This is a genomic window from Phocaeicola sp. HCN-6420 (assembly GCF_037890145.1).
In the GTDB taxonomy this organism is placed as follows: Bacteria; Bacteroidota; Bacteroidia; order Bacteroidales; family Bacteroidaceae; genus Phocaeicola.
Genome location: NZ_JBBKBJ010000005.1, coordinates 20,806 through 34,967 on the forward strand (window position 1 = coordinate 20,806; position 14,162 = coordinate 34,967).

At 50.3% G+C, this 14,162-nt stretch carries 15 protein-coding genes; 7 read left to right on the forward strand and 8 right to left on the reverse strand.

Going from position 1 to position 14,162, the window contains the following annotated elements:
• Positions 1-67 precede the first annotated feature (67 nt).
• The 6 genes from WKT12_RS04620 to WKT12_RS04645 form a co-directional block, all read right to left on the reverse strand.
• Positions 68-1,177: a chain-length determining protein gene (locus WKT12_RS04620; RefSeq protein WP_340318927.1), complete on the reverse strand. Its 1,110-nt coding sequence runs from the start codon at positions 1,175-1,177 to the stop codon at positions 68-70.
• Positions 1,178-1,288: 111 nt separating this feature from the next.
• Entirely contained in the window at positions 1,289-3,673 is a 2,385-nt protein-coding gene (locus tag WKT12_RS04625) for an SLBB domain-containing protein (protein ID WP_340318928.1), read from the reverse strand.
• A gap of 181 nt (positions 3,674-3,854) precedes the next feature.
• Positions 3,855-4,403 (reverse strand): UpxY family transcription antiterminator, encoded by a 549-nt coding sequence (locus WKT12_RS04630; protein WP_340318929.1) that lies wholly within the window; start codon positions 4,401-4,403, stop codon positions 3,855-3,857.
• 72 nt (positions 4,404-4,475) lie between these two features.
• A complete protein-coding gene (locus WKT12_RS04635) occupies positions 4,476-4,646 on the reverse strand; it encodes a hypothetical protein (protein WP_340318930.1) in 171 nt (56 codons plus the stop codon).
• 488 nt (positions 4,647-5,134) lie between these two features.
• Positions 5,135-5,521: a hypothetical protein gene (locus WKT12_RS04640; RefSeq protein ID WP_340318931.1), complete on the reverse strand. Its 387-nt coding sequence runs from the start codon at positions 5,519-5,521 to the stop codon at positions 5,135-5,137.
• Positions 5,522-5,769: 248 nt separating this feature from the next.
• Entirely contained in the window at positions 5,770-6,189 is a 420-nt protein-coding gene (locus WKT12_RS04645; protein WP_340318932.1) for a hypothetical protein, read from the reverse strand.
• A 65-nt stretch (positions 6,190-6,254) separates the two neighbouring features.
• On the opposite strand from WKT12_RS04645, the gene WKT12_RS04650 reads away from it, so the two are divergent.
• The 7 genes from WKT12_RS04650 (at position 6,255) to dcm (ending at position 12,472) form a co-directional block, all read left to right on the forward strand.
• Positions 6,255-6,857 (forward strand): hypothetical protein, encoded by a 603-nt coding sequence (locus WKT12_RS04650; protein ID WP_340318933.1) that lies wholly within the window; start codon positions 6,255-6,257, stop codon positions 6,855-6,857.
• 65 nt (positions 6,858-6,922) lie between these two features.
• Positions 6,923-7,324, forward strand: a complete 402-nt coding sequence (locus tag WKT12_RS04655) for a hypothetical protein (protein WP_340318934.1) — start codon at positions 6,923-6,925, stop codon at positions 7,322-7,324.
• Positions 7,321-8,724, forward strand: a complete 1,404-nt coding sequence (locus WKT12_RS04660; protein WP_340318935.1) for a replicative DNA helicase — start codon at positions 7,321-7,323, stop codon at positions 8,722-8,724. The genes WKT12_RS04655 and WKT12_RS04660 overlap by 4 nt, the downstream gene beginning before the upstream one ends.
• Positions 8,681-9,103, forward strand: coding sequence for an HU family DNA-binding protein (locus tag WKT12_RS04665; RefSeq protein WP_340318936.1), 423 nt, complete (start codon positions 8,681-8,683; stop codon positions 9,101-9,103). Before WKT12_RS04660 ends, WKT12_RS04665 begins: the two co-directional genes overlap by 44 nt.
• Before the next feature lie 8 nt (positions 9,104-9,111).
• Positions 9,112-9,348: a DUF4248 domain-containing protein gene (locus WKT12_RS04670; RefSeq protein WP_340318937.1), complete on the forward strand. Its 237-nt coding sequence runs from the start codon at positions 9,112-9,114 to the stop codon at positions 9,346-9,348.
• Between the two features lie 116 nt (positions 9,349-9,464).
• Entirely contained in the window at positions 9,465-11,312 is a 1,848-nt protein-coding gene (locus WKT12_RS04675) for an Eco57I restriction-modification methylase domain-containing protein (RefSeq protein WP_340318938.1), read from the forward strand.
• Positions 11,309-12,472 carry a DNA (cytosine-5-)-methyltransferase gene (gene dcm / locus WKT12_RS04680; protein ID WP_340318939.1) on the forward strand — a complete coding sequence of 388 codons (1,164 nt, stop codon included), beginning with the start codon at positions 11,309-11,311 and terminating at the stop codon, positions 12,470-12,472. Before WKT12_RS04675 ends, dcm begins: the two co-directional genes overlap by 4 nt.
• Here dcm and WKT12_RS04685 read toward each other — a convergent pair.
• On the reverse strand, positions 12,464-13,879 hold the full coding sequence (locus WKT12_RS04685) for a restriction endonuclease (RefSeq protein ID WP_340318940.1): 1,416 nt from the start codon (positions 13,877-13,879) through the stop codon (positions 12,464-12,466). The genes dcm and WKT12_RS04685 overlap by 9 nt on opposite strands.
• A complete protein-coding gene (locus WKT12_RS04690; RefSeq protein WP_340318941.1) occupies positions 13,872-14,096 on the reverse strand; it encodes a helix-turn-helix domain-containing protein in 225 nt (74 codons plus the stop codon). Before WKT12_RS04690 ends, WKT12_RS04685 begins: the two co-directional genes overlap by 8 nt.
• Positions 14,097-14,162: the final 66 nt, after the last annotated feature.

The following is a 14,162-nucleotide window of genomic DNA, read 5'->3' on the forward strand; positions in this document are numbered from 1 at the left end:
GTATATCCTGATATTGCTTATTAAGAATGATGGGAATTACTTCGTTTGTTTACTTTTTTTATGCTTATTAGGCTTTCTTTTTTAAGCTTTTCCATAAATAGATACCTAATAATTTCCATGCTCCCACACAACAAATAGTGAGAAATACAACTCCAACTAAAATTGTTTTTCTACTCGTTCCTGAGGGTTGTAGAGGTATTGTTGCCGGTTCCACCACCGCAAATACCGGTTTTTCTTCCTGTATCTTAGCCCGTGCCACCTGCAACTGCTGGGCTACCTGGCTATATACCTGATAGGCAAGGCTCATATCGTTCTGCAGGCGTTCCTGTTCGGCACGTACACTCTGGAAAGCGATATTACGGTTACTATCGAAATAGTGTGCATACTTGCTTTGTGCATCGTAGTATTCCTGCTGGCGTTCGTGATAAAGCTGCTCCAGGTAGTCGCAGTCTTCCTTCGCCTTCTTGATCCGGTAGTCTACAATGTACTGCTGGAGTTTTGCCACTACACTGTCGGCCACGATAGCGGTTACTTTCGAATCCTGCAGAGTAACGGTAATGGTGGTCATAGCTGTCTTTTTATCAACTTCGGCCGTGATGGCTTGTTTTATGCTTGCAACTTTGGCAGCTTCTTTTTGAGTTAATTGGAATGGATTGATGGCAGTTGGAACGCTGTCTGTTTTTTCGGAGAAAAGTGACTTGATAGCCCCGATAGCCATACCGGGAGCTGCCTTGATGTATCCCCACCAGGGCTTTTTCTGCTCGTCCATGTAGGCTGTCAAGGTAGTATCCAGTTTCCCGTCGAGTGTCTGTACACGGGCATTGAACAGTTCGAGTACAAACGGAGTAGAGGCTACGATATCCGGTGCCAGGGTTACATTCAGTGCATCGTTACTACCGCTGGATACGCTTCCGCCTAAGAAAGAAGAAGCCAGGCTGGCAAGTCCTCCGCTTGCTTTATCTCCGCTCATTTCAGGAGAGAGGGTAACCGTTACGGTGTATTGCTTGGGAATGCTCAGGGCAATGAGGATACCCAGTATTACGCCTACGCCGGCTGCCTTGTAAAGAGATTTACGGATAGCGTAGATGCGGCGCAGAATGTCCATCCAGTCTATCGTGATTTCATCGCTGTCCGGTTCCTGTACGTCCGGATTCTGATAGTTCTTGTTTTCAGTCATATATGTGTAAGGGGAAAATGGCCACAGGGGTGTACGGCTCGGTGGGTGAGAAAAGTTGCTATAATATAAAATGTTCCTTACCGTGCTTCCTGTGGCTGTAAGATAATTCGTTTATTTTACCAGTGCGGCGATGGCTGCTGCCATGGTGCCGAGTGAAGTGATGGAGCTTGCCAGTCCGACTACGTTGCTCAGATTGAACTGCCGTTTACGCTTGCTGGGCACGATGATCTCGCAGCCCGGCTCGATCTGCTTCTTGCCGTTGCCTTTCACTTCGGCTATCTGGCCGTTCATGTAGATGATGAACTTCTTGCTCTTCTTGGCGTTCTGACCGTAACCGCCGGCCTGACTGATGTAGTATTTCACGCTTTCGCCTTTCTTGAAGGATACGGTGTTCGGCATCATCACGGCACCGTCTATCTTCACGGTGTTGTTGTATTCCGGCACGCTGATCACGTCGCCTTCACGCAATACGATGTCGGCATCACTGCCCGGATTGGCCAGGGCGGCTTCCAGGTCGATTCCTACCGTGAAGGTGCGCTGTACGGTGATACCCAGTGAGTCCATCATCTCTTCGCCTACCTGACGGCGGAGCAGGGTGACTACGTCCTGCATGCGGCGGATTTCTTCCTCGTTCGCCACGCGGGTCAGTTTGGCGCCTTTTACGTAGGCAAACGGAGTGGCACCTCCTGCCTTGGCGATGATGCTGCTGATGCGCTCGCTCTTGCTGGTCAGGGCGTAGGTTCCGCCGTATAGTACTTCGCCGTTCACGGTTACGTTCTGCTGGGCGCTGTAGCCCGGACTGCGGCGTACGAATACCTGGTCGTAGGGCTGGAGGGTGAAGCCCGGTTCGCCGTCTACTACGAAGCCGTCCTTCAGGCCGAAGGAGAAGGTCTGTCCGATGGTAGCCGAGCTTTCGGTGCTCTTCGGGTCTTTGATGCGGCGTGCCACGTCGACACGTACCACGGAGGCCGATTCACGCAGACCGCCTGCGGTGATGACAAGGTCTTCCAGTGTCATGTTGTCGGCATAGGGATAGTCGCCCGGATGGGTTACTTCGCCGAATATCTGTACGTTACCCAGGTCTTCCAGGTCGTGGATGCTGGGGATGTAGAGTACGTCGTTCTTCTGCAGGGGGATGTCGGGCTGGGTGCCGTCCATGATGGCGCGGATGTCGATCTGTTTCACTTCGCGGGTCTTGTTCTCACGCTCACGGTACAGTACGGCACGACCCGTAAAGGCGTCGGCCATCAGTCCGTCGGCCTTGTCTACCAGTTCGCGCACGGTGTTCAGCTTGCCGCCCAGTTCGTAGATGCCCGGACGGTATACGGCTCCGCGTACTTCCAGCTTGTTGGTGAAGCGGTCCAGAATGGCTTCGGCAGTCACCACGTCGCCGTCGTGCATCTTGCACACGCTGTAGTCGGTATCATCCACGGTGTTCACCTGATACTCCTTACCGTTCTGGCGTACGATGCGCAGGCTCTTGGTGTAGGCGTCGCTGGTGAATCCGCCGGCATATTTCAGCAGGGTGGAGAGGGTTTCGCCCTTCTTCATTTCGTAGCGCATGGGGCGTTTCACGTTGCCGGTAATCTGTACCAGTGCGTCGTAGGCGGGAACGATGATCACGTCGCCTTCCTCCAGACGGATGTCGTCGCGGGTCTTGCCTTGCATGATGAACTGGTAAACGTCTACCGTAGCCACGATCTGTCCGCCGCGCGATACTTTCACGTTGCGGAGGCTACCGATACCGCTCACGCCGCCTGCACGGTAGAGGGCATGGAACACGGTGGAGAAGGCCGACAGGGCGTAGGTGCCCGGCTGAACCACTTCACCCATCACGTTGATCTGGATGGTGCGGGTATTGCCCAGCGTGACGCGGATCTGATTGCTCTGGTCGGAATAGATCTTGCGGAGCTCGCCGGTGAGGTACTGCTGTGCGCGGTCGATGGTCATGCCGCTCAGGAAGACAGGGCCCAGTTGCTCCAGGTTGATAGTGCCGTCGGGTGATACCTGCTGGCGGATGGTGTTCTGGCTGGCTCCCCAGATGTCGATTACCACTTCATCGCCCGGACCGAGTCGGTAGTTGGGCGGGGTGGCTATGTTGACGTTCGGTTCGAACGTGAGGTTGCGGGTGTTGAAGATGTTGCGGCCGAATACGGCATCCTGCTGTGCCACTTCCTGTGCCTGTGGCTTTTCGTCGAGCATCGTGGAGTTGTCTTCTTGTACCTGTTCGCGCAGGCGTGCTTCGGCTTTGGCGGTACCGGTCAGGTTGTCCGAGTCGGTGTTGGTCTGCTGTTCGTAGAGTTTCTTCACTCGTTCGGCCTGTTCACGGGTTACGCCGCGGCGTGCCAGTTCGGTGGCGATGGTACGCTGGTCTTTTCCTTGTTTGACTCCGTCTTTGGCATACTCCAGTACTTGCTGGTCGGTCATGCCCGACTGCGCCATGAGCAGGGACGAACATGCCATAAAAATAAGAAGTGATAATGCTTTTATCTTCATGCTTGTCTGTTGAAGTTTATGTTATTGTAGTTTTTGGTTACGTGGGTAAAATCCGGTCTTTTCACGGTTTCCGGCTGTTCCGTTTGGGGTGACGAACTTTTGCAGATGTCTGTCTGCCAGGGTTGTGGAAACAGGTTTCCGCATCCGTGAGGGCGTGCTCCGGATGTCGTTCGTCGTTGGGTTATTCGTTCATTTCAGTGATTAGTTCGCACCAGGTGAAGCTGACTTTCAGCAGGGCGGTGCTTTGAGGCATTTCGATGGCGATGTAGTGGCGGCCTCCGTAGCGGAGGAAGTTGCCGGTTACGCCGTAGAGGGGACCGCGACGCACTACCCGGACGGGTACGCTGCGTTTTCCGCGGAGCTTTTCCGAATCGATGAACCGTGTGCCTTGTATCTCGGGGTCGGTGGCGCGCATGAAGTTCTGCATGTCGTGCTCGCTTACCGTGCAGTAATCTGTCCCGTTGCGTTCCTTTTTCAGGAAGTACAGGGGCAGGGGAGCCTGTGAGGCAAACTGCCGGCACCAGTTGGCATCGTATGTATGGCGGACAAATATCAGGTTATGGATGGCGGGTACGAGCACATGACAGCATTTTCCGCTGTTTTCCGTGTCGCGGAGTTCGTACATCATGGGGATGTAGTATTCCAGACCTTGTGTGTTGAGGTAATCGGCTACCAGCAGCTCTTTGTTGTATACGGTCTGAAGGGGTAGCCATACCGGTTCTTTTTCCATAACTTTCGTGTAATTGTGCTTTAGAAAAATAGTTACATAATGTAGTTGCTGACTCTCTGATTGAATGTTTGTTTAGTAAATAGTGGTTTTTGGTTTCCGTCTCGTGATTTCTTGCAGGTGAATTGACACACCTTTCTCTCCTTCCCAGCGCTCGAAAGCACTATGAATCAGTTTGTTATCTCCAAAAGATGGAAGATGACGCACATCGTACTTCTGTCTAGGAGCCTGCTCCCACAGCCGCATAGGAAGTCGTTCTTCGATACAAATATAACACTTTCTATGCAAAAAGGTTCATTTTGTGGAGGTTTACTTGCGTACGTTAACACTTATTGTGAATCTTCATCGGTTTGGCGGTGATTGAACGGCCGGGACGGTTGAAGGGGGAAGAAAGGACCGGAAATGTTCCGGAAAATTTGTCAATTCGTAAATTTGTGGATTCGTGCGAATTAGCAGAGGGAAAAAAGCGTGTCTGCCGCCTATGCCGCTGGCAGCGGGACGGACTGAAAGGACGAATCCTCCCGACGTGGTCATCCGTGAGGAAGAACGTCGGGAGGATTTTCCAAAATTTGTACAAAAAATAATTTTTTCTGTACAAAATCTACATAAAAAATACCGTTCGGTGAAGTCTTTTTCCCGATTTTTTTTGCGGCGGCAGGTCACAGGTTTCCGGCGGTAGGCGCCATCGCCCGGAGCGGCTGTTTTCCGCAGAAAAAGTCAGGCAAGCGGGAAGATTACTGTCTGCCTTTCTTTCTGGGCTGGCGTTTCATCAGCTTCTCGCTTCCTTCCGGAATTTCTTCGCCGGGCTTTACCTCGGAGATAATAAGCTCGGTTCCGCTATTGATACTTTTTTCAATAATTCTCAGCAGTGTCAGGTATTCGAACTTTACCTGGTGTATCTGTTCTATCGCTCGGAAGAACGTATACAGGGTACTGATCTGGTAGTTGCGACTATCGGAACAGGTATGGGTGCCTGTGCCCGTAATGCGCTGTATTTCACTTTTTGACACGCGTGCCGACCGGTATAGTCGGTCGAGAAAACGCTTGAGAGTTATCAACAGGTATTTTTTCTGTTTTTTGCTCATTTCGCATGAGCTGTAGAGAATTTTGGTGAATTTCATAATGTTTCCATAGTCTTATAACCCTTTTTCTTCTGCCGTTTACGGCAGAGTTTTTTTGGGGTTCGATGAGTATTTTTACACTTGGAAAGCAGGAAAAACACCGAAATACACCGGTTGTACCAACCTGATTGCTGATGTTGCCGTGCATGTTTTTAAGCCTTTCTGCCGACTGGTTTACCTGGCAGTAACGTGTGCCGGAAGGGGCTTAAAAGCGGACTTTCTGACGGACCGGACGGCGGCGTCTGTAATCAGGTTCTGATATTTCCTTTGACAAAGATAGGATATTCTTTGGATTGAAATGTTTTTTCGGACTGGAAAACTTTCCGTCGCCGCTGTTTTGTTCCGGCTCTGCCGTTCTGCTCCGGTTCTTCCGGTTGGCGGGACACGCGGGGCGGTCGGACATTTCTCCGGTCGGGCAGGTTTCCCTCGCCGCCGTTCTGCTCCGGTTCTTCCGGTCGGCGGGACACGCGGGGCGGTCTAAATCGGGCTTCGAAATCAGACTTCGGCGTGCGGAATGTTTTTCGGAACGGAAAACTTCCTTTGATTATATCTTTGTTTATTAATATAAAAAGGAAAGGGTGGTGCCGTTGGTGGTGACCCCCGTGTCCCGCTTTCGAGAATAAGTAATTGTAAATCAGTGTAGTGGGTGGTGACACCTGCGGTGCCATCGGTGTCCCGCTTTACGGATTTACGCAGTTTTTAACCATTGAAAAATGTAAAAAATGGAATGTGTATGGAGTTAAAGGGTCCTGGAAAACAGGGATTTATGGCTCTTCCGAGGCGATTGTTGAACACGATGTTCGACGAAATGTACGGCAAGGTGCATACTGATGCGGAAGCCTACGTGTATTTGCTTATGAAGGCATGCTTCAGCGACCAGGGGAATGGACCGGATGGGCTGAAGAAGGGGGAGATGGAGTATTCGTTGCGCGAGCTGAGCATGCGTTTCGGATGGAGCAAGAGAAGGGTGATGCGTTTCATCGCCCGGCTGGAACTGGAAGGGGTGGTGAGCACGGCGCACACCCCTCACGGCTCGAAGCTGAAGCTGCTGTATTACGAGGAACTGTGCCACCTGAAGGTGAACCGCAAGTCGGGCGAACGCCCCAAGAACCTGAGCGACCAGTCGTTCGACCTGTTCTGGACGCAGTATCACGAGCTGACGCAGCAGCCTGCCATCGACATCGAGGCTTCGCGAAAGGCGTGGGGAAAACTGACGCTCTCCGAGCGTGAGGAGGCTATCGGCAACATGGAGATGTATCTCTGTATGCTGCCGTCTGTCGACCGGGCAAGGTCGGCGCTCAACTATCTGTTGATGAAGAGTTTTGTAATGAACTGACGGATGTTGGAGGGTAAGGATACGGTAGTGAAGAATGTTTTTATTTTTGAAAATCAGAGAATACTATGAAGAATTTATTACTGCGTTTGATTGCAGGATGTTGGGTAAATGGTGCGGATGCCAAGGGGTATGGCCTGGGCATCGGACAGTGTGGTACGGAAGGTCGGAAATGTGAGGCGGCGGTGGTGCCGGACGTCGGGGGGAGTGTTCCCCGCGAGTACGAGGGCAGGAAGTGTGTCACGGCCGACGGAGAGTGTAGTACGGAAACGGAAAAAGGGGCTTGCGGGGAGTCTGCCGGCGGAAAACTGCCGGAAAGTGAGGCGACGGCATTGCAGGCTGGTGTTCAGGTGGAGCTGCGGGTAGCGTTTCGGACGATGGCCCGCCGGAACTCCAAGGACGGAACAGCCTCCGGAAGTCGCGTGGAAGAAGCTGCCTCTGATGTTCACCTGAAAGACTGCGGAGTATGATGTATGCTGAAGAAATTGAAAGAGCGGTTCTGGGGGCTTGCCTGCTGGAACGCTCGGCTCAGTCGACGGCTCTGAAGAGCCTGCGGGCGGAGATGTTTTACATTACGGCGCACCGGGCGGTGTTCGAGGCAATCAAGGCACTCTATGCCAAGGGGGCGGCGGTGGACATGCTTACGGTGTGCGAGGAGCTGCGTGCTTCGGGACGGCTGGACGAGGCGGGCGGTGCGTTTGCAGTGGCGAAGCTGGCGGGCGAAGTGGCTACGTCGGCGCATCTGGAGTATCACTGTGCCATCTTGTACCAGTACTTCCTGCGCAGGCAACTGGTGGAGGTGCTGACGCGCGAGCTGGCGGCGGCAAACGACATGACGTGCGACGTGTACGATGTGCTGATTGATACGCAGCGCGAACTGGGGGCACTGCTCGACGACTCGCCGCTGGAGAATCACCTGCACCCCATGCCGGAGGTGATGGAGGACACGGTGGCGCTGGTAGACCGCCGGCAGGAGCTGTCGGTGAACGGACTCACGGGGGTGCCTACGGGCTTGCAGCGTCTGAACGAGATGACGGGGGGATGGCAGCCGGGCAACCTGATTTTCACGGCGGCGCGTCCGGCAGACGGAAAGACGGCACTCGACCTGTTCTTTGCACGTCAGGCGGCGATGGCGGGGGTGCCGGTGGTGTTCTTCACGCTGGAGATGACGGCTTCGGAGCTGGGCGAGCGTATGGTGCTGGCGGAGAGCCGTGCCGACCCGCTGCGCATCCGGCAGGGGAAGCTCACGCCGGAGGAGGTGGAGGATGTGCATCGCACGGCGGAACGGATGAGTGTGCTGCCGGTGCAGGTGGACGATACGCCGTACATCAACGTCGACCAGCTCTGCATCATCGCCAAGTCGCTGCGGGCGAAGGGGGAGCTGGGGCTGCTCATCGTCGACTACCTGCAACTGCTTGCCACGGTGAACCCGGGGCGCACGCGCGAGCAGGAGGTGGCGGAGTGCAGTCGCAAGCTGAAGGGACTGGCACGCTCGCTGGGCTGTCCGGTCATCGTGTCGAGCCAGCTCAACCGTCAGGCGGAAGACCGGGCAGGCAGTCCGGAGCTGCGTCACCTGCGCGAGAGCGGGGCGATAGAGCAGGATGCCGATCTGGTGATCCTGCTGCACCGTCCCGAACGGTATCACATCCGGGTGGACCCCGACACGGGCTGCTCGACCAGGGGAATGGGTATCGCCACGCTTGCCAAGCATCGCAACGGGGCGACGGGAAAAGTGTATTACGGGTACAATCCCAGCATGACGAAAATCGGCGAGTTCGAGGGCGTGCATGTGGCTGTACCGGGAAAATCGTATAAGGAGAAAAAAGATGAAGGAAAGATCGGTGACATATTCGGTGGTGCCGCGCGTTGATCCGCGGGACCTTTCGGCAGGAGTGACGTACTATGCGCGGGCGCAGGCGCGTGGGGTGGTATCGCTTGTCGACATGGCGGTGCGCATACAGAAACGCTGCACGGTAACCAAGGCGGACACGCTGGCGGTGCTCACGGCACTGGAAGAGGAGATAGGCGGCGGGCTGTGCAACGGAGAGATTATCCGGCTGGGCGACATCGGTTCGCTGCAGGTGGGTGTAAAGAGCGAGGGCGTGAAGTGTGAGGCCGACTTCCGTCCGTCGATGCTGGGCAAGGTATGGGTGCATTTTCGTCCGGGCGCCGTACTGAAGGAGATGATGGACGATTTGACTTTCGAGCGGGTGGCTCCGCACAAGAAGGTGGTACGACGTAAAAAGTGAGGTGTACGATGAAAAAAGATGAATCCGACGGAACATTCCGTCTGCGTATTTACGGCAAGGCAGAGCTGGCTTGCCTGTATTTTCCGAACCGTTCGCCGGAAACGGCACGGCGCAACTTGTACCGGTGGATGTACCGCTGTCCTTCCATCCGCGAGGGACTGGCGGCACTGGGACACGAGAAACATCGCAAGTTTTTCCTGAAGCCGGAAGTAGAGGTGATCGTGAGAGGACTGGGCGAGCCGTAAGATAAAGAAGAGGCTGTTTTTTCGGAACAGGAACGGGGCTGGTGAAGCAAAAAACATTATCTTTGCACGAAAATACTGGATTTTGTCCCGGAAATAATTAAATCAAGCAAGGAATAATGATTGACAGACTTATTAAATTGGAAAATAATCTGATAGCGGAAGAATGTGAAAAATATAAGTCGTCAAATCGGATTTCGGAACAAGATTTGAATACGGAAACAGTTGTTACATTGGCAGAAAATGTGCATTCCTTTCTGATAAATAGTCTTATATATACTTTTCTTTACCAAAAAAAACTTTTGGACTCGGTGGAAATCTCAGGCAGCTATGGATTTTTGCCTGATGGAGAATATTCTCTTTATACTCAGTTTCCGGCAGAGGCAATCCCTTCTTTATGTGAAGAACTGCACATCGCATTTCTGAATGCAGTGATAGAGTGTAAGAACGGACTTGTTTACAGAAAAAAATCGAAGCATAATCTTATTGATAAGGGAGCGGTTTATACCAAATCTTATGTCGCTTATGAAATAGTGAAAAATACCTTGTCACGATGTGATGCAGGGGCTGACGTGTCTGTGCTTGATTTTGCCTGTGGTACAGGACGCTTTTATGATTGCATTGTCGATATATTGGATAAAGAATATGCTATACCACCGGAAAAAAGTATTTTGAATAATATTTTTGCTGTGGATATAGACCCTGTAGCTGTAGCGATTACTCGTATGAAGGCCTTGGCAAGGCTGAAAGAGCCTTCTGCTTCGGACATAGAAAAAATATGTGAAAATATTATTCGGCGAAATGCACTGATACAGGAGAATATAATGTTTTCTGATGAATGTCCGTTGAAAAACTCTGATTTTGAGGGAAAGGTAAACGGAGGCTTTGATGTGATTGTTTCAAATCCTCCTTATCTGGTTCTGAAACCGGACAAGAAGAAGATTTCGGGAAATAAAGCTGACAGGATTTTAAGGTGGGTGTCCTGGTTCAGAACTTCAGGTGCTTATCATTATGCGCTGGAGGGAATGTTGAATCTGTATCAGCTCTCCATTGAAAAGATGATACGGATGCTTAAGCGGAATGGTTATTTGGGAGTAATATGCCCTTCTACATTATTCGCGGATTTGTCAACAACAAAATTGCGGAAATATTTGTTGGAAAAGAACAAGGTCTGTGAAATAAAATACTTTAGAGAAAGCATTCCGCTGTTTGACAATGTAACGCAGTCGACTAATATATTTTACCTGCAGCGATACGGTATTACCGGCAAGATAAATGTGGAAGTAGACGGGAAACGTTTTGGAGTGGAAATCGGAAGTGTGCGGAAGATTTTCGGGGAAAACATGGAGATACCTCTGATACCGGACAGGGGATGGGAGATTCTGGAGAAGCTGTCGCAGGTACGGAGGCTGAAGGAATATCCTGAAATACGGAACAGGCGGGGGGAACTGGATCTCACCTTATATAAGCGTTTTATCACGCAAGAGCAGACACCGTATCGGCTGGTACGGGGAAACATGATTGCTGAAGACCACATTGAGGATGTCAATCATGAATATGTGAAGAGCGAGTTTCTTGAAACTCGTTCGGCTGAATTTCTGAAATGTGATTTTGGCAGGAAGAGGCTGATTTGTCAGCAGGTTTCCAATATGGGGGTATCGCGGAGGCTGAGGTTTGTGTATTGTGAGGAAAATGATATATTGGGAAATAGTTGCAATTATATATCGGCTGAAGAAATAGTCTTGAAGAAGATGTATATTTTGCTGAAGAGCAGTTTGTTGAACTGGCGGTTTAAGGTGACCAGCTCTAATAATCATATAAATAATTACGAAATAGACGATTTGCCGGTAGTTGATCTGGACAGAGTGGATGAAAGCTTTACTTATTCTTCTCAGGAAGAACTGGACAGGTATGTAGGAGAACTGTATGGTTTGACACCGGAAGAGATAAACTGGATAGTACGATGAAATTATATAATCATGTTGTGTTTAAGATGGGGAAGCATGAGGCGGAAATAGCTCCTCACATTCCTGAAGGCGGAAACTGGCAGGATATTCCTCTGAGCATATCGGATACTCGCCTGGATAAAATAAGGGAAACCGGAGGACGGACTACTTATTACGGCAGGTTGTGCTGGGACAGGCCAAGCTATACGATCGCCACTTATTTCAATCGGGTAGGGAACGGGTGCAATCTGCATCCTTCACAATGTCGTGTGCTTTCCAACAGGGAGGCGGCAAGGCTTCAGTCGTTTCCCGACAGTTTTATCTTTCAGGGTTCCAATGCTTCACAGTACAAGCAGATAGGAAACGCAGTGCCTCCTTTGCTGGCCAGGTTCGTCGCTTCACTGATCATGCCTTATTTAAGAGGGCTGAATTTTGTGGATTTGTTCGCTGGGTGCGGAGGTATGTCGGAAGGGTTCATTATGAGCGGATTCCAACTGGTGGCTGCAAATGAGATAGACAAGAATATCATGGCTACCAACCGATATAATCACTCGCGGTATGCACCGGCTGAGAATTTCATTTTGGGAGATATCACTCAGGAAGAAACCAAGGTACGCATTATGGAAGCTTGCGGAAATACACCGGTGAATGTAGTCGTTGGTGGTCCGCCTTGCCAGGGATTTTCGTATGCGGGTTGGAGAGATCCGAACGACAAGAGAAACCAGTTGTTCAAGGATTTTGTTGAAATGGTAAACCGGTTGAGGCCGGAATTTTTCGTCATGGAGAATGTGCCGGGTATTCTGACTATGCGTAAGGGGGATGCCATTAAAGAAATTATTGAGGCTTTTACAGAAATAGGCTATCATGTAAATGTACCCATCAAGCTGAATGCCGAGGAATTTGGTGTTCCGCAGCGTAGAAAGCGGGTTTTCATCATCGGTTCACTGGAAGAGGTTTCCATTCCTCAGCCGTTACCTTTGTTTTACATGCCATCTGTCAAGACACCGAATCTGTGGAATCTGCCAACGTCTGTTTCGGTACGAAATGCTATCGGTTCGCTGCCGGAACTGGAAAACGGGGGAGGAAGTCTGGAAATGGATTATGAGCCTGTGCAGCCGTCGGCTTACGACAGGCTCATGTATGGAGAACTCACTTTCGGAGAGTTTTATAATCTACTCTGACTCGGAAGCAATAATCTTGTCGCACAGAAGTGTGATGAGTTTCTTGACTTCCTGGTCGGCTTGTGTGAAATTTCTGGCTTTGATACTCTGCATGATAGCTGCTGTTTCTTGGGAAAACTGGTCTGTGTAAAATGTTACTTTACGGTTTTTCTTCATGTCAAATTTTTTCAGACTTTCGAAAGCGATGCGCAGGTATCTTTTCTGATTTTTCCGCTTGTTTTCACTGTCGAGAGGACTTTCGTGTATCTTCAGCTTATCGGGTTCCAGCGGGTTGAAATCCGAAAAACGGTAGTCGTACATGGAGTATTCAGGATGCAGATAAGTCTGGAGAAATTCTTCCCCTCCTTTTTGGTAAATAAGGGAGAATAGTTTCAATACGTTCTGGTGGCATTTCAGCATGAGGGAACTGAGTTTCCGGGCATCTTCGTCGGAAGTGATCGTATTTTTGTACTTGTCCCAGATATATTGGGAATGCCAGCTTACCACCTGATTGCCGTCTGCCTCCAGTGTCAGCAGCTTACGGACATCCGACAGGGAAAGGCGATTGTTCTTCGCACTGTTACACGCTTTGCACATAGGAGCAAAGTTCGTACTGTGGCAGAAACCGAGTGAAATCGGACCTATATGGTCGGCCGTCATTTTAGCTGTTTCTCCGCAGACCGGACATGTGCACTTTGGAGCTTTCTGGTATTCTCCCATCAGTCTGTTGGCCAGGTTATAGTTGCCGTCGGACCATTCTTCATAAGCACGTCGGTCCTGCATATAGGTCTTCATGTTGTCTGTATGCCTGCCCTTGTCGGTAAACTGCCGACAGCACAGTCCGTCGGAATGGTAGCCGTCGAAACGGTCCGGACAATTTGACATGGCTCCCGGAGAGAGTTTGCCTGAACACTTGGCTACATGTGTATCATATATTTGCCGGATCAGGTCGTCTGAATCCTTAAACGATTTTATTTTGAATATCCCGGCTATGCTTTTCAGGTCATCTGTATTCTTGCAGAACTGTTCTATTATTTCCTTTATGGTATAATCTGTCTGATTCAGCTTGATGCCGAGTTTCTGGTTGATTTTGGAAAGCGTTTGCTTAGTGGGGTATTCATAATATATGCTGAGCGCCTTTCCACAGATCTGGCATACATGTTTTTTTGTAGGATGTATCTCCCTGACTGCAACGGCATAGTTTCCGGATTTTACGGGAATACCCAGTTCCTCGCATTTCTTGTTCCACCATGCCAGACGTTTCTGTCCGGCGGAAGATTTCTTGGTGGCAACCCATTTAATCTGCATGTCTTTTTTTCTTTCAAAATAAAGCCCTTCATATTCGGGAGCTGAAACAATGGCTTCTGTGTATTTTTGAAATTCGGGATGCCAGTTTCTGTCAATACCTTCTCCTTGTTTTTTATTCATTGTTGTTTTCTAATAGTTTAGTAAGACTGATATTTAATGCTTTTGCTATCTTTTCGATGTTGATGAGGGTTATGTTTTTTTCTGCCCGCTCTATCATTCCTATATAGGTGCGATGAAGTCCAGCATATTCCGCAAGTTTTTCTTGCGAAAGATGTTGCTCCTTTCGATATTTTTGGACATTTCTGCCGAATATTTCTAAAATGGAATTGCTACTCATAGTATGTTTTTTGCAAAAATATGGAGGCTTTAATTAGTTTTCAACATACTATAATTAGCATTTTGG

Coding starts and splice junctions, on each gene's coding strand:
- WKT12_RS04620 (WP_340318927.1), bottom strand. CDS start 1,177: ATGACTGAAAACAAGAACTATCAGAATCCGGACGTACAGGAACCGGAC.
- WKT12_RS04625 (WP_340318928.1), bottom strand. CDS start 3,673: ATGAAGATAAAAGCATTATCACTTCTTATTTTTATGGCATGTTCGTCC.
- WKT12_RS04630 (WP_340318929.1), bottom strand. CDS start 4,403: ATGGAAAAAGAACCGGTATGGCTACCCCTTCAGACCGTATACAACAAA.
- WKT12_RS04635 (WP_340318930.1), bottom strand. CDS start 4,646: ATGCGGCTGTGGGAGCAGGCTCCTAGACAGAAGTACGATGTGCGTCAT.
- WKT12_RS04640 (WP_340318931.1), bottom strand. CDS start 5,521: ATGAAATTCACCAAAATTCTCTACAGCTCATGCGAAATGAGCAAAAAA.
- WKT12_RS04645 (WP_340318932.1), bottom strand. CDS start 6,189: ATGGCACCGCAGGTGTCACCACCCACTACACTGATTTACAATTACTTA.
- WKT12_RS04650 (WP_340318933.1), top strand. CDS start 6,255: ATGGAGTTAAAGGGTCCTGGAAAACAGGGATTTATGGCTCTTCCGAGG.
- WKT12_RS04655 (WP_340318934.1), top strand. CDS start 6,923: ATGAAGAATTTATTACTGCGTTTGATTGCAGGATGTTGGGTAAATGGT.
- WKT12_RS04660 (WP_340318935.1), top strand. CDS start 7,321: ATGATGTATGCTGAAGAAATTGAAAGAGCGGTTCTGGGGGCTTGCCTG.
- WKT12_RS04665 (WP_340318936.1), top strand. CDS start 8,681: ATGAAGGAAAGATCGGTGACATATTCGGTGGTGCCGCGCGTTGATCCG.
- WKT12_RS04670 (WP_340318937.1), top strand. CDS start 9,112: ATGAAAAAAGATGAATCCGACGGAACATTCCGTCTGCGTATTTACGGC.
- WKT12_RS04675 (WP_340318938.1), top strand. CDS start 9,465: ATGATTGACAGACTTATTAAATTGGAAAATAATCTGATAGCGGAAGAA.
- dcm (WP_340318939.1), top strand. CDS start 11,309: ATGAAATTATATAATCATGTTGTGTTTAAGATGGGGAAGCATGAGGCG.
- WKT12_RS04685 (WP_340318940.1), bottom strand. CDS start 13,879: ATGAATAAAAAACAAGGAGAAGGTATTGACAGAAACTGGCATCCCGAA.
- WKT12_RS04690 (WP_340318941.1), bottom strand. CDS start 14,096: ATGAGTAGCAATTCCATTTTAGAAATATTCGGCAGAAATGTCCAAAAA.